Genomic DNA, 15378 nt, shown 5'->3' on the forward strand with positions numbered 1-15378 from the left:
TCTTTTGCTGATCAAGCGCAGAACCTTTTTCATCAAATAGTTGCCGATATTTTACATGCTTTTTTTCTTTCGCATACCAAATAAGATGGTCACCAATTCTTGAAAGTGTCAGTGTGTCAAAACCGCCTGTAGTTGCATAATTAATTTGGCTTAAAAAATTTTCACTACCAAATACTTCATCAAGAACACAACGCACCAGATGTAGGTTTTCTTCACTAATCTGCACAAAGACGCTGCCTGTTTCGGTCAACAGATCCCTGGCCACTGACAACCGATCCCTGAGATAGGCCAGATAAGAATGAATGCCCAGCTTCCAGGTATCGCGGAAAGCACGCACCTGCTCGGGCTGGCGGGTGGCGTCCTCGGCTTTACCGTCCTTGACGTCGCGTTTGCGGGTGCTCACCTGCCAGTTGGAGCCGAACTTGATGCCGTAGGGCGGATCAAAGTAGATGGTCTGCACCTTGCCTTTGAGGCCCTCTTTTTCAGCCAGACTCGACATCACCAGCAGTGAATCGCCCAGGATCATGCGGTTTGACCAGTTCTGATCGTGCTTATAAAAGTCGATTTTCTGCTCAAATCCTTCCGGTCCGCCGTTAAAGTCGGCAAAGAGATCAAGCTGATTGTCGCCGGGCTGGGCCTTGCGCGGCAGATCGGCAATGATGGCCTGGGGGTGAATCTTTTCCTGGATGTAGATCGGGACCACCGGCACGGCCAAATCGGTGCGGTCCTGATCGTCTTTGCCCTTCCAGACGAGCTGCGGATCAAGCGACGGATCGCGGGGATACAGCATGGTTTTGGGTGCGGCTTCATCATCAGCCACAAAGTCGCGCAGCTCCTCTGTGGGGATGTTCCGGCGCTTATCCTTGTGGTGGATGGATTCGAGCTTTTTTGCGCTATTCTTTTTATTCATTTTTCCCGGGCTCTGCGGTTTGAGTTTCCGTTATTTCATACTCACAACTCTCTGTAATAAAATATCTTCTATAATCTCTTTTAAATCATTCTCCGCAACGCGAGCCCATCTGATTTCATACCCTTGATTCATTTAAGCTTGCCTTCAAGTGAGCTTTCTATTTCCCTGAACACTTCGTCCTGAGATCTGGTTTTTCCGCTTTTAATATCGGCCTCGCCCTGGGAAAGCGCCTTCAATATTCCGATTGCATTGCGCATATTTTCATAGCTTTCAGGGTCCTGAAGAATGGCGCGCGGTTCCCCGTTTTGGGTAATAATGACAGGACATCGGGTCTCGTTGATTTGATTGAGTAAATCTGCTGCTTTGGATTTCAGGTAAGTAACCGGCTTGATATCGCGTGTAATGTTCATTTTTTTCACCTCCTGTCCGAATATAATACTAAATTCAGACCGATTATCAAGCGTATTATTCTTTACCGGCAGCGAGGCGCCTTTGTTTTTTAACCGGCCTTCTGTTTAAGACTGCCGCGAATCAGGTTCTGTGCATCCCAGGGATCGGCAATCTCGATAAAATCCCAACGGCCGAAGCCGCCGTGGTTGTTTACGGCCGGAATCCAGAGGGCGCGGGCCGTGGTGACTTTGGCTGCCTTGTCTTTTTTGGCTTCGCCGGTGACCTCGATGATGAGGTTCAGCAAATCGCCGTCGCCTCTGCCGTCGTCAAGGCAGGCAATAAAATCCGGGTTGTAATTCTTTTCTTTGCCGTTAAATATGTAAGGAATGGTAAACCCGAGATGGTAGTTTTTGACATACCGGCGCACCTCGTTCATATCCTCTAATGCCTGAGCCATTTTCTGCTCCCAGGAGTCGGTATCGGCCACAACATGCGACACCTGGCATTTATCTTCTTTTGTGGCATAGACCGGCCGGATCGTATCAAAATCCACATAGCGGGTAGAACCGAGCGTGTCATAAGGGCGCAGGATCGGCTTTAAGGCAGGTATGCCGTAGCTCGACTGTACAATGGCCTTGTAGATCCGGTCTGCGGCAGCATGGGCAAAATCGATCAGCAGAAGGAGCTGCGGAAAGGTATGGTCTTTGAGCGTTACACACTGAGCCAGCCAGCGTTTGGCAATCGCCAAAAGCTGCGGAAAAAGCCAGGGCTTGTCGTTGCCGTCGTCATCGCGAAAGTACTGCTCCAGGGTAAGTTTGGCGAGCAGAAAGGCGATTTCGTTGGACCGGCGGCGTTTAAGATCCTCCAAGCGATGTTTCTCTGTGGCACCGACAATCGGGGACATTTCAGTTTCGGTAGGAACGTCGGCGGTGGAAAGCGAAAGCCTGGAGTCTTCGCCAAAGGTTGCGATGAGCTTTTCACCGGGCACATCGTAGCGGTAGCCTTGCAGGCGAGGGAAGGTGATTTCGCAAGAAAGCCGGTTTTCCAGGGCGCGCACGCGGGTCGGCACGGGCCCGGGTTTCGGTTCTTTGGTGGATCCGCTGCAGGGGATGAAAGAAAACGGTACACCGTAAACCTCGGCATACTCGGGCGGATATAGATCCAGGTCCGGCGGGTAGGACATGCGCCGCAGAGCCCGGCCGACCACCTGCTCGCACAGAAGCTGGGTGCCGAAGGCGCGCACACCCAGGACATGGGTAACGGTGTTGGCATCCCAACCTTCCGTCAGCATGGAAACGCTGACAACGCATTTGACGTGCTCGCCCAGCTTGCCGGATTTGCCGACCGTGTTCATCACCTCACGAAGCAGATCTTCATCCGTGAGATCTTCCGCATCCCGGCCGGGAAAGCGCAGGCGGTATTCATCCTTAAATTCCTCTATTTCGCGGGCGGCTATTTTTTTAAATTCGGCGCTCATGGACTCCCCCGATTCAAGCTGCCAGCTGTCCACCAGAATCGTGTTGGGACGTTTCAGCCAGCCGCCCCGGCTGTCGTCGTTGCCAAAGATAGGGAGCTGGCCGGACTGGACAACCGTGGCTTCGCCAATCGGTTTTTCCCATCCGGCAATATAGTCGAAAACAAGCTTCGAGACATTGGTATTGTTGCAGACTACGATAAAGACCGGCGGGGTAAGGCCCTTGGCCCTGGCCTCATCGTTTTTCTCCCACAGACGGTAATATTTCTCGTAATTGCTGTAGAGGCTGTGCAAAGCGCCCTGAAGCTCGGCCGGCAGCTTGGGTTCACCACTGACCGCCTGGGTTCTGCGCCCTTTTTTGGGGAGCTCCTCGCGGATGCGCAGCCAGAGATCACGATAGGTGGGCTGCTCGCCGGTCATGGAATCGTCGGCAACCGGCACGCGCGGAACCTTGACAATGCCGGCCTCAATGGAGTCGATCAGCGAAAAGTCGGAAACGACCCAGGGAAAGAGGATGCCTTCCGGGTAGCCGGAGCCGCGCAGAAAAAACGGCGTGGCCGAAAGATCATAGATGACTTTCACGCCGATCTTGGCCTTGACCGCCTCAATGCCGGAAATCCAGACCCGGGCCTCTTCCTCGCGCTGTTTGGCTTCAATCCGGTCATCACCGGTAAGTTTAACGTCGTCGCCGTCCGGCTTGCGCCGGTAGCAGTGGTGGGCCTCGTCATTGATAATGACAATGTTTTTCTTGCTCCCAAGCTCGCGGCAGACGCGGCGCACCATCTGAGCGGGCGTTTCGGTGAATGCACTGGTATCACCCCTGGCAAGGATGGTTTTGGTGAGCTTGCCGGCGGCAACCTTTTCCCGCTGTTGGAAAGCATGGAAGTTGGTGATGAGGATCTTGGCCCGGTCAAGTAGTTTGAGCTGGTCAGCCGGGAGGACGTCGCGCTGGCGGTAATAGTTCTGCGGGTCGTTGGGGAAGAGGACGCGCAAACGGTCCCGGATCGTGATGCCGGGGGCAATCAGTAAAAACGTATCGGAAAAGCGCGCCGCCTGGGGGTCGGCCAGCTTGTTGAGCGCCTGCCAGGCGATCAGCATGGCCATGACCACGGTTTTGCCGGAGCCGGTCGCCATTTTAAAGGCTGTGCGCGGCAGGCCCGGATTGGAGGTGTCGTTGGCAGCCCGAAGATCATTTTCGATCCAGGCATCGCCGAATTTGCGGGCCACCTCGGTAATATAGATTGCGGTTTCAAGGGCTTCTATCTGGCAGAAAAAGAGCTTTTTCTCGCGGTCGGGATCGGTCCAGTACTTAAGCAGCCGGGTCGTGGTGGGCGTAACCCCGAGATAACCGCCTTTGCGCCACAGGCTGACGCGGCGCCGGACTTCGTTGACGAATTTATTTTCTTCGATGCGGTCCTGGGTCCACTCGGTTTCGAAAAGGGCGCGCTGTTTTCCTTTTTTCTTGGGGCGGGCGATGGGCACGAAATAGGAGCTGATCCTGCGGCCGTCCTCAATTTCATTGGTGATGCCTTCGTCGGTGAAGCGAAAATGGCGGGTGGGCTCGCGAAAGGGCGAATTTAAAACCGGGTTTTCGATGACGACCTGTTTCATGGGCGGTTCACTTTTTCTGCCGGTTTGCTAAAGTAGATAAATTTAAGGACATTGCGAACGGGCCAAGATGCAGTTTTAAACTCGAAACCCGCAGGGGCATGAAGGCGCGTAGCGTTCAGGACGATGTTCCTCTTCATGATGAAAACATCTCCGATTGGCCGGCGGTGAGGAATCAGTCCGGATTTATAGGATGATTGCTGATAACTTATTAAATCGAATACAAAAATATTAATAAAGAGTCAATCTTAAAATGCTTCGCAGCGGCTTTCCGCGATCACTTTAAGAAACTGAAGCCGGGCCGACTGTTCGAATGGGCATCCCCATCTATATGGGAAGGGGGAATTTCACCTGCGTAAAGACTGAATAACTATTGTCTTTGGCTTCTACTACGGCAATAGGGTTATTGTATCTAAAAATTGATAACAGCGCCAGCGATAGCATCGTTGGCTTGACGCCCTTGCTTAATTGCGGGGGCGTTTCTTTTTTGATCTGATTATTCCATAACCGGCTTTTTTTTCGGCAACCATTAGCCGTTTTGGACAGCTTCCGCGCTGAATTTGAACATGGATCGTCGCCCCAAGAACCTCCGACACACGTCGCAACATGCTCAGGGAATGCCCTTCATATGAGGGTGATTCCAGTCGACTGATCTGCTGTTGAGACGTTCCCGCTAGATTTGCCAGCTCTTTTTGAGACAACCCGCATTCCTCTCTTAAAGCAGCGAGTTGCAAGGCAATATCCCAGGCTTTACCAGCCTTTTTAAAGCGCTCCACGAAATCCGGATCTTTCAACTGTTCTTCAAGATATGCGTTAAAATCGATTTCCTTCAAATCGTTGAGAAACTCCTGCATGGGGGATCGTCCTGAAATTGTTTTGTAAAATTCTATCGCAAATTCCATATCGGGTCAACACCAAATTTGATGTAATGGTTTTATAACGGAGATACATTGCAACCGTTTAAAATATTTAGCGACAACAATGTTGAATTGAATGTTATTTTTTACTTTGCAAGTTATCGATCGCCTCTTCCACAACCCCTCGCAGCTCCTCGGTTAATTCCGCTGACCGATAGGCTTCCAGACGGGAAAACCATCCCGCATCCCCCGTTAACCCGAATAGATAGAGCATGTCTCCCCTGACACTCTCGTCCACGGCATCCAGTTTTTGCCAGATGGGGTCAAGGGCCGTTCGGGCCAGCGCCGGGCTGCGCTCGGCGATATCTTCGAACACGACCATGGCCCCCAAACGCGTCTGGAAATCAGGATGCATCAGCGTTTCCAGGAATCCGGGAAAAATATTGAACAGCGGCAGCGGCATAATGCGCGTGACCACATCCCGGCAGTGGGGGCAGTAGTTGGTCAGGTAGATTTTTATGCGTGACGGCAACTGGACAGCCTTGAGGGAAGCGGTGTCGAATTCCGGCAGCTCACCGGAATCCTGAGCGATCATGGCCGCAAGTTCAAAAAAAGGTTTAAGTTCTGCACCCGCCGGCACCAGGTGATAGCGCCATGCGTTTCCCGGCAACAAGGCGGGGATTTCCGTCCCCTCCCCGTTCTCCGTAATGAATCCAACTTTTGACGCAAGCTGCGACAGCATTCCGCCGAATTTTTCAAACAGCCCGGTTCTTTCATCGGCTATCTGGTACAGCCGAATGGATATGGGTTTCGACAAGCGTCTATTCCATTCACGGATAAAGTCGACCTGGCCTGAAGTTAAATCCATCCCATTTAATCCTTAAATTGACAACGAACAACGGTGACGTTAATATTCGAAATAAATAGCGGCTTTTTGAAATTTTATCCAGTTAATATTGAACAGTCCGGCGGTTGAAACGCTGCATTATTAAAAACCATCGGGAGTTATGATTTGAACCCCCCGGAATTGCATACAATCCTGGAAAATGCCTCTATCCCCGAACATTCCGCTCAATTTATGAGCGCCATGTCAGGGGGTGAGCCGTTTTTGGAGGGCCCCTATCTTTTCATTGCCGCCGAAGATTGGCTCCTGGCGGTGGGTTACCCCCTCGATGGCGAATACCGGGCCGAAGAATTTGGTGCAGCCCTGTCCCGGGCCCTGCAACGCACCCGGGCGCGCGACTGCTGGGCCATCTCTCCGGACCTGCCCGGGAATTTAAAACCCCACTGCTGCGACCGGGACCGGTATTACATTCTGAATGCCGACGCTACGGTGTCTCCCCGGCTGGATCGTCTTTCCCAACGGGCAGCCGCCTTGCTGCAAGTGGAAGAAGGCGCTGTTTTTACCCCGGCGCACCGGCGTCTGTGGGCTGAATTCGTGGGTCGTAAAGGATTGCCGCCAACCGTACGGGAACTGTTCGCCCGAACCGAGACGGTTTTAAAGTACGCTCCCGGCCTGTCGCTCTTAAATGCCTGGGATGGCGACGGCAACCTGGCGGCCAGCCTGCTTTTGGATTCGGCGCCGCACCGTTTCTGCTCCTATCTCATCGGCGCCCACTCCCGCACCCACCATACCCCGTATGCTTCCGATCTGCTCTTTCGTGAAATGATTCGCCGGGCCGCTGAAAGCGGAAAAACCTACCTGCATCTGGGTTTGGGCGTCAATGCGGGAATCCGCCGTTTCAAGACAAAGTGGGGTGCAGCACCCGGCCCGGCATATGAAATGGCGCAGTGGCAGGAAAACGGTACAGAACGGGCAGGCGCCGGGTTGCTCATGGACATGCTGGCAGCCCTGCCCCGGGAACCCGTGTCCAAGGAACAGTTTATGGCAAGCCTGCCGAAGCAGCGGCGCTTTAACATGCTCTGGGAAATCGAAAAAAACGGACGCACGTCATGGATCGGCGGCACCGCTCATTTTTTCTGTTACAGCTTTGAGTTTTCCCTGCGGAAACTCTTTGAAAAAGTCGACACGGTCTTGTTCGAAGGGCCGCTGGATTCGACCAGCCTGGAACAGGTATCCGAAACCGGCCGCCATCCCGATCCGGAAAGTCCCCGGCTCATGGACGCACTGACCGAAGCCGAAGTCCGTAGTCTGGAAAGGGTCGTCTGCGGCCCCCGGGGTTTCTGGGCCGCTCTCATAGGCACCCGCATGCCGGACCCGCCCGATGTAAGCTATTTCTTGTCCCGGACCCGTCACTGGACGGCTTTTTTCTCGCTTTGGTCCGAATTTCTCAAACGACAGGGCTGGACGCAGTCCGTCGATCTGGAAGCCTGGCATCTGGGCCATGACATGGGAAAATCGGTTGTCGCCATGGAGACCATCCCGGAACAGATCCAGACCCTGGAAAGCATCAGCATTGAGCGAATCGTCAATTTCTTTCGCCAATCTCACCTTTGGCAAGGGTATATCAAGCGCTATGTGCGCGCCTATCTCAAGGGGGATGTGGATAATCTGTATGGGACCAGCGCTGAATTTCCCACCCGCTCCGAGTTCGTCATCCACCGCCGCGACGCCGTCTTTCTGGAACGCATGGGCCCCCACCTGGAAGAAGGGCGCTGTGCGGTGTTTGTGGGATCGGCGCACATGATCAACCTGCGCCGGATGCTGGTCGAAGCCGGGTTCATGGTCCGGAGGGGCCGATGATCGGGCCCGACCGGCTGGACCGGGTCAGCGCCGGCGCCGTGGTTCCCGAACAGGTCATTTCCTACGTGCGTTCTGTGGCAGGGTCGCGACCCCGCCTGTTCGGCGCTTGCGTGGGCTATGAGACGGAAGGACAACTCGTTCTCATCGGATACCCGCTGCACGATCCCGTGGATAGCAACGCCATGTCCCATGCCGTGGATCAGGCGTTGAAGATCCCCGGGTTGCAGAAGATCACCGTCATCAGCCCTACCCGGCCGCCCCAGGCCCCCGGGAAAATCCGATCCGGCCGGGACGACTACTTTGTATTGCCGGTACCGGCGCCGCCGCCCGCAGCGAAACTGAGAAATCTGTTGCGCCGGGCGGACCGCGAGCTGACCATCGAACACGGCCGGCAGCTTGAACACGACCACCAGGCCCTGGTGGATCGCTTTTTGTCACAGCGAACACTGGCAGCCGGCACACGCCGGATTTTCAGGCAAATCCCCCGCTACCTCCAGGCGTCTCCCGGCAGTATGCTTGTCTCCGCCCGGACCGCCGGGGGGCGGCTGGCCGCGTTTGCCGTGGGAGAATACGCGTCGCTGCATACCGCTTTGTTCATGTTCTGCTTCCGGGATCCATCCCTGGCGCCGCCGGGCAGTTCCGACCGGGTCTTTTCCGGTCTAATGGACGAAGCGGCCCGGCGCGGACATACCCGTATGAATTTGGGCCTGGGGGTCAACGCGGGTATCCGTTTTTTCAAACGCAAATGGGGCGCTCAGCCATTTCTGCCCTGCATCCAAACCGAGTGGGAGATAAAACCGGCGGACCCGGTGTCACGGCTGTAAAATTTTGGGAGGCACTGAACACATGAATTTAAATAAGCTCACACCGGCAAATCGTAAATTCCGGGGTCCCGGCTTCTGGGAAACCTTCAAAGAGACATTTCTAGGCGTCCGCCGACCCCTGGACTGCCTTCAGGTGGAAGTTACTTCCCGCTGCCCGGGCCGCTGCACCTATTGCCCCCGAACGGTTTTACAGGAAAACTGGCTGGGTCGCGACATGGCGGGAGACACCTTTGTCCGGCTGTGGCCCCTGATGCGGCGGGCAGGCCGGGTTCATCTCCAGGGTTGGGGGGAGCCGCTCCTAAACCCGTTCTTTTTTGAAATGGTCGCCCTGGCCCGCAAGGCCGGCTGCAGTGTTTCCACCACCACCGGCGGTCTGCTCATGACGCCGGACCTGGCGCTCCGGATCGTTGACAGCGGGATAGACATCGTGGCGTTTTCTCTGGCCGGTACGGATTCCACCGGCAACGCCCCCCGCCACGGCATGGATTTCGGCCAGGTGTGTGCCGCGATATCGACGTTGCAGATGGTCCGGGAAAAACGGCAGGGCGTCCACCTGGAAATCCATATTGCCTATCTCCTGCTGGCATCCAACCTGGACAACGTACGCGGACTCCCCGACCTGATGAAACGGCTGGGGGTGCACGCCGTCGTCATCAGCACGCTGGACTTCCTTCCGGACCCACAATTGACCGGGGAAGCTTTCTCACTTCAGGATCCCCATAAACTTGCCCGTGCTGCCGTCGTCCTGGAAGAGACCGCCATCCGGGCACGGGAACTGGATTTAGGGTTTCACTTCGAACTTCCCGATCCAGACGCCCCCGGCAACAACTGCCGCGAAAACATCCAGCGCTCCCTGTTTGTCTCGGCCGACGGCGCGGTGTCTCCCTGCGTTTATGTGAATGTGCCCATGAGCTGCCAGGATCCCAACCGCCGGGTTTTCGGGAATGTCCGCGAGCAGGACCCCATGGAAATATGGGACAGTGAAGCGTTTCGCAGCTTCCGCGACAGCCTCGCCCAGGGGAATCCTAACACGCCCTGCCGGTCCTGCCCGAAACGGATGATGAAGTAATCGCAGGTCATCGCAGTCCTGAGACCTTGTGGTGTGGTTCTGGAATGTATACCTACAGGATTTCACTCGATATTTGAAATTCCAAGTATCAAATCCCAATTCTCAAACAAACATCAATGACCAAAATCCCTAAAATGAAAACAATAAATCATAAAAGGTTTCGGAAATTGATTATTGGCAACTGAAATTTGTTTGTATTTTGGTGCTTGGATTTTGTGATTATACAAAGATAAGTACAAAGTAAATCAGGTAAACTCTGATCTTTTCCCCGAGGAATCATTATCGTCTCTGCAGTATTCATCCGCGCGGATGAAACTGCTCATGGACGATTTTCAGCCGCTCCCGGGCCACATGGGTATAGATCTGGGTGGTGGAGATATCCACATGCCCCAGCATGATCTGCACCGCCCTTAAATCCGCGCCGCCTTCCAGCAGATGACTGGCAAACGAATGCCGCAGCGAATGCGGCGTGACATTTTTATGAATGCCGGCCCGCAGGACATACCGCCGGAGCAGTTTCCAGAACCCCTGGCGGGTCATGGGCTTACCCGCCCGACCCACAAAGAGGTGGGAGCTGATATGTGTCTTTAACAGCAGCGGCCGGAATGTTTCCAGATAGGTATTGATTTTTTCCTTGGCGTAAAGACCGATGGGCACCACCCGCTCCTTGGCGCCTTTGCCGAACACCCTGACAAAACCGGCTTCAAGGTTGACATCGCGAACCTTAAGATTGACCAGTTCGGAAACCCGCAGCCCGGCTGCATAGAGAAGCTCGATCATGGCGGCATCTCTGGTCTCTTTGGGTTTGCCGGGGTCCGGCGCATTTAAAAGCTTCTCAACATCTTTGATGGACAGAACATCCGGCAGCCGCAGCCCGCTTTTGGGCATATCGATCTGACGCGACGGGTCCTGGGTCAATAGTTTCTCCTGGACCAAGAAACGAAAAAAACCCCGCAGCGTTACCAGATGGCGGGCCCTGGAACGGGGGCCCAGGCCGCTGTTCCGGAGGGATATCAGGTGTTTCAATAATACCGCCGGATCCACAGATGCAACCTGATCGATTCCGGCTTGTTTGAGAAAATTCAGGAACTCGGATAGATCAAGGCTGTAGGCTTCAATGGTTTTAGCGGCCAGGCCTTTTTCAACCAGCATGTAATTGATATAACGGTCGACAAATTCATCCATTGCAGACATGCTTATACTCCCAACCGGACTTCGTCCACGGTCGTTCTGTTCAGAACATCGACCCCGTCAGCCGTGACCACAATCATATTCTCCAGGCGGACACCGCCCCAACCCGGCAGATAGATGCCCGGCTCCACCGTGCATACCATTCCTGCCGCCAGTTTTTTATCGCCCAGGGGACTGAGCCGGGGCTGTTCGTGAATGGCCAGGCCGACGCCGTGACCCAACCCATGGCCGAAGCAATCTTTAAAACCCATCTTTTCAATATGGCGCCGGGCAATCTCGTCCACGGCTTTGGTGCCGATTCCCGGTTTTATGGCTTCAATGGCCATTTCCTGGGCTTCCCTGACGGTTTGAAAGACTTTTTGAAAGGTTGTATCCGGTTCCCCCATGACCAGGGTACGGGAAATATCCGAGCAATACCCTTCCAGGCGGATCCCCCAGTCAAACAGGATCGGTTCGTCCGACCGCAGCGGACGGTCCCCGGGAATGGCGTGGGGCAGCGCGCTGTTGGGTCCCGAAGCCACGATGGCAGGAAAGGACAGCCCGTCTGCACCCGCTTCCCGCAGCGCCTTCTCCAAAGACCAGGCCGCCTCTTTTTCGGTCATGCCCGGTCTTATATCAGCGGCAACCTGGCCGAAAACGGATTCCGCCAGCCCCAGGGCGTTGCGGATGGCCCCGATCTCGGGTTGTGTTTTCTCAACGCGCAGCGTTTCGACAATATCCTCGGTATCCGCCAGTTCGACCGCCAGATGGGCATCTTTCAAAGCTGTTATCATTTTCCGGTGCTGGGCCCGGGAGACGCGGATGCTTTCAAAACCCAGACGTCTGGTTTGGTATCCTTTCAGAATTATCGGCAATTCCTTGGCCAACCCTTCCCTGTATATGATGGTTTCATAGTCGGGGGCTTCCTGCCGGGCTTGCAATTCAAAGCGGGAATCGGTTGCCAAGAGCAATTTTTCGGCTGTAATCAATAGCGCCCCGGCCGACTCGTCAAACTGGGTGTCTTCACCGGTAAATCCGCTTAAATAGCGGCGGTTTTCGGCAATGAGCACCAGAAAGGCGTCCAGCTCTTTTAGCTGCATAGCCTCTCGGACCCGGTCTATTCGAACCTGATGAACATCTTTCAAGTTAATCCCCCAATCAAAAGTGCTTCCGGGATGAATCCGTTCCAGCCGGAAAGTATTTTTCCAGTCACTCTAATCAAATTTTACGGCGGGAATCAAGATGATAACTTGCCCGGGCCAATAAAACCCTTGAAAGCGGTTTTTTTTTATGTGATGAAGCAAATATAATTTCGTTAACGATTACATAGCCATTTGCTCTCCGATCAACGAGACGGCAGAATCCACTTTTCGGTTTGGGAAACTGTTTAAACGAAATTACAAGGAGGAACCTATGCGTATCGTGTTTATCGGCCAGGCGCCTTTCGGCAAGGATTCGCTGGCTGCGCTCATCCAACAGGGTGAAAACATTGTCGGCGTGATCACCGTGCCGGATCTGCCCGGACAAAAACGCCCCAATCCGGTTAAAGCGCTGGCATTGGAACAGGGGCTGCCCCTGCTGCAGCCGGCAAAGCTGAAACATCCGGAAAGCGTCGCCTGGGTGCGTGAACTGAAACCGGATTTGCTGGTCCTGGCGTTTGTGACTCAATTCGCACCGCTGGAGATGATTAAGTCCGCCACCCACGGCGGCATCAATTACCACCCTTCCCTGCTGCCCAAATACCGCGGCGGTTCCGCCATCAACTGGGCCGTTATCCGCGGCGAGCGGGAAACCGGCGTCACCATCCACCTGATCGATGAAGGCGTGGATACCGGCCCCGTCATCCTCCAGGAAAAAGTGGATATCAGCCCGGATGATACCGTCAAAAGCCTCTACTTTGAAAAGCTGTATCCCCTGGGAATCAATTTGATCGCCCGGGCCGTCGCACTCGTCCGGGAAGGCAAGGCCCGGCCGATTCCCCAGGATGAATCCAAGGTTTCTTTCCAGCCGGTTATTACAGAATCGGATACCGTCATCAACTGGAAGCATTCCACCCAGGGGGTATATGACATGATCCGCGGGTCGAATCCCAGTCCGGGAGCGGTTACAACCTTTGAGGGCCGGGCGCTGAAAATCTGGGAAGCCAAACCCTACCCGTTGCAGGGACGAGCCGGCGATATAATTGAAATTGTTGAAGATAGGGGTTTTGTGGTCTCCACTGCCGACGGGGGCATCCTTGTGGAACGGGTCCAGTTTGACAATGTTAAACTCGCGGCCGTCGATTTCAGTAAAAGCCGGGGCCTCCGGACCGGTGACCGCCTGGGGGGGGTGAGAAAAACAGGCTGATGGGGTTTAGGCCGAAGGCAGTTAGGCTAAATATGGATGGTCCCGACCCCGGAAAGCTTCAGCCTTCAGCCTATCCGCCTAATTATTTAAACTAAATTATTCGGAAGCCGGTTTTAACCTGCCTGTTTTTTTAATTAAAATAACCTGCCATCCCATACAAACGACAAACAGTCCGAACCCGGCGTAAAAGAAAACCGCCGCCTTGGTCAGTATCGCAAACAATCCCAGGATCGAAGCCAGGATAAACCCGAACCGTTCCAGCCGCTCCAGATAATTAAAACAGTAATTGGAAATGCCGATCTGTAGCGTGGCAATCACCACCAGGATCGTAATCAGTTGCAGGGCAGAGAACCAAAATCCGGCTTCCGGCATCAGGATGGTAACCGGTGCATAGATAAAGAATATGGGGAGCAGGTATTTGGCAAAAGCCGCTTTGACCGCCTCCCAGGCCGTCTTCCAGTAATCGGCGCCGGCTATCTGGGCTGCCACCAGGGCTCCCACAGCCACCGGCGGGGTAATATGAGAACAGATCGCAAAGTAAAAACAGTACAGATGAGCGGCCAAGAGCGGCACGCCCATGTTGAGAAGGCTCGGCACAGCACCCACAGCCACCAGCATATAGGCGGCCGGTGTGGGAACGCCGATTCCCAGGATGATTGAACTGACCATGGTAATAAACAGGGCCACGGCCAGGATGCCGCCGCTCAGGTCTTCAATGGCAAGGGGCAGTTTGATGCCAAGCCCGCTGCTGACGATGGCGGAGACCACCACCCCCAGCAGGCCGCAGATCATGGCCACAGAACAGGCCGAGTTGGTGCTTTTAACGACATCCCTTAATATGTGACGGAGGCTCAGGCGTGCATCCTTTCGCAAAATACCGGTAAGGGTGCCCACGACAATGGTGGTGATGATGCTCCAGAATCCGACAAACGGCAGGGTATACCCCTCTGCCAGCAAATAAACCAAAACCCCCAGGGGGAAAAAGAAGATAGGCGAATCCAGCAATACCTGCCGGCCGCTGATTTTTTCGACGATCGGCCGGATTTCCATTTTATAAGCCGTCAGGGTGATATACAGAAACACGCAGCCCACGTATAACAGGGCCGGTATAATGGCAGCCTTTACGATCTCGATATAGGGGATATTGGTGTAACTGGCCATCAGAAAGGCCGTGGCCCCCATGATCGGCGGAATGATCTGCCCGCCGTTGGAGGATACGGTTTCAATGGCGCCGGCCTGTTCGGGCGTATACCCGCTCTTTTTCATCATGGGGATGGTAAAGCTGCCGGTAATGGTGATGTTGGCAACGGTGCTGCCGGTAACGGTCCCTAATAGAGAGCTGCCGATCAGGGCAACCATGGCCGGGCCCGCCCGCATCTTCGAACCCACCCAGCGCCCCAGACCGATGATAAACCGGGTGCCGCCGAAAGCATCCAGGATGCCGCCGAAAAATATAAACAGAAACAGGTAGTTGGCGGAAAGTTCGAGGATATCGCCGTACACCCCTTTTCCGGTTCCCAATTCCACGCTCATCCACATCAGCAGGCGCCAGTAGGATATGTCCGGCACCGTAAACGGAGGCGGCAGATACCGGCCGAAAATCAAGTAAACGATGGCGATCATGCAGACGATGGGAAAACTGCGGCCGAATATGACCCAGTTGCCCACGATCAGAATGATGATGATCAGGGTGCCGGCCACCAGGTCGGATGGGGCCGGTATGGAGGTGCGATATTCCAGGATTTCGTCCAGCTCAATCATTAGATAGCCGGTTACCGCCACCGACAGAAGAAACAACCCCAGGCCGATATACCAGCGCGATTTTGTATCCGCACTCAGCATCAGCGACAAAAAAACCACCACCAGTGCCAACCCCAGATGGGTGATGACATGGCCGTCCGGATCCTGGATCAGCATCTGGGTATACATCATCTGATAAACAGCCATCGCTATCGCCACAATGGGCAGGACGACAGCGATGACTTTATTGACAATCTTCATGCGGGCCTCGTTTCAGCAAAACGAA

Annotated in this window: 12 protein-coding genes; 4 read left to right on the forward strand and 8 right to left on the reverse strand. The window is 54.5% G+C overall.

Features of this window, described 5'->3' with window-relative positions; translation table 11 throughout:
* The 5 genes from P1P89_10280 to P1P89_10300 form a co-directional block, all read right to left on the reverse strand.
* Positions 1-910, reverse strand: a 910-nt coding sequence (locus P1P89_10280) for a DNA methyltransferase (GenBank protein MDF1591890.1), incomplete at its 3' end; no start/stop codon positions are given.
* Positions 911-1038: 128 nt separating this feature from the next.
* Positions 1039-1320 carry a type II toxin-antitoxin system Phd/YefM family antitoxin gene (locus P1P89_10285; GenBank protein MDF1591891.1) on the reverse strand — a complete coding sequence of 94 codons (282 nt, stop codon included), beginning with the start codon at positions 1318-1320 and terminating at the stop codon, positions 1039-1041.
* Positions 1321-1409: 89 nt separating this feature from the next.
* Positions 1410-4385, reverse strand: coding sequence for a DEAD/DEAH box helicase family protein (locus tag P1P89_10290; protein MDF1591892.1), 2976 nt, complete (start codon positions 4383-4385; stop codon positions 1410-1412).
* Positions 4386-4846: 461 nt separating this feature from the next.
* Entirely contained in the window at positions 4847-5215 is a 369-nt protein-coding gene (locus P1P89_10295) for a helix-turn-helix transcriptional regulator (GenBank protein ID MDF1591893.1), read from the reverse strand.
* 163 nt (positions 5216-5378) lie between these two features.
* Positions 5379-6107: a hypothetical protein gene (locus P1P89_10300; protein MDF1591894.1), complete on the reverse strand. Its 729-nt coding sequence runs from the start codon at positions 6105-6107 to the stop codon at positions 5379-5381.
* Positions 6108-6251: 144 nt separating this feature from the next.
* On the opposite strand from P1P89_10300, the gene P1P89_10305 reads away from it, so the two are divergent.
* Genes P1P89_10305 through P1P89_10315 form a run of 3 tightly spaced genes read left to right on the forward strand, consistent with a single transcriptional unit; the run spans position 6252 to position 9836 of the window.
* The gene (locus P1P89_10305; GenBank protein MDF1591895.1) at positions 6252-7943 is read left to right on the forward strand and encodes a TraB/GumN family protein; all 1692 of its coding nucleotides are present in this window, start codon (positions 6252-6254) and stop codon (positions 7941-7943) included.
* Positions 7940-8767 (forward strand): GNAT family N-acetyltransferase, encoded by an 828-nt coding sequence (locus tag P1P89_10310; GenBank protein MDF1591896.1) that lies wholly within the window; start codon positions 7940-7942, stop codon positions 8765-8767. Before P1P89_10305 ends, P1P89_10310 begins: the two co-directional genes overlap by 4 nt.
* A gap of 22 nt (positions 8768-8789) precedes the next feature.
* The gene (locus P1P89_10315; GenBank protein ID MDF1591897.1) at positions 8790-9836 is read left to right on the forward strand and encodes a radical SAM protein; all 1047 of its coding nucleotides are present in this window, start codon (positions 8790-8792) and stop codon (positions 9834-9836) included.
* Between the two features lie 297 nt (positions 9837-10133).
* Here P1P89_10315 and xerD read toward each other — a convergent pair whose 3' ends face one another.
* Positions 10134-11030: a site-specific tyrosine recombinase XerD gene (gene xerD / locus P1P89_10320; protein MDF1591898.1), complete on the reverse strand. Its 897-nt coding sequence runs from the start codon at positions 11028-11030 to the stop codon at positions 10134-10136.
* Positions 11031-11032: 2 nt separating this feature from the next.
* Positions 11033-12151: an aminopeptidase P family protein gene (locus P1P89_10325; GenBank protein MDF1591899.1), complete on the reverse strand. Its 1119-nt coding sequence runs from the start codon at positions 12149-12151 to the stop codon at positions 11033-11035.
* 268 nt (positions 12152-12419) lie between these two features.
* Between P1P89_10325 and fmt the strand changes: the two genes are divergently transcribed.
* Positions 12420-13352, forward strand: coding sequence for a methionyl-tRNA formyltransferase (gene fmt / locus P1P89_10330; protein ID MDF1591900.1), 933 nt, complete (start codon positions 12420-12422; stop codon positions 13350-13352).
* A gap of 96 nt (positions 13353-13448) precedes the next feature.
* Here the strand turns inward: fmt and P1P89_10335 are convergent, their stop codons facing one another.
* On the reverse strand, positions 13449-15353 hold the full coding sequence (locus P1P89_10335; protein MDF1591901.1) for a TRAP transporter fused permease subunit: 1905 nt from the start codon (positions 15351-15353) through the stop codon (positions 13449-13451).
* Positions 15354-15378: the final 25 nt, after the last annotated feature.

This window comes from Desulfobacterales bacterium (genome assembly GCA_029211065.1).
GTDB lineage: Bacteria > Desulfobacterota > Desulfobacteria > Desulfobacterales > JARGFK01 > JARGFK01.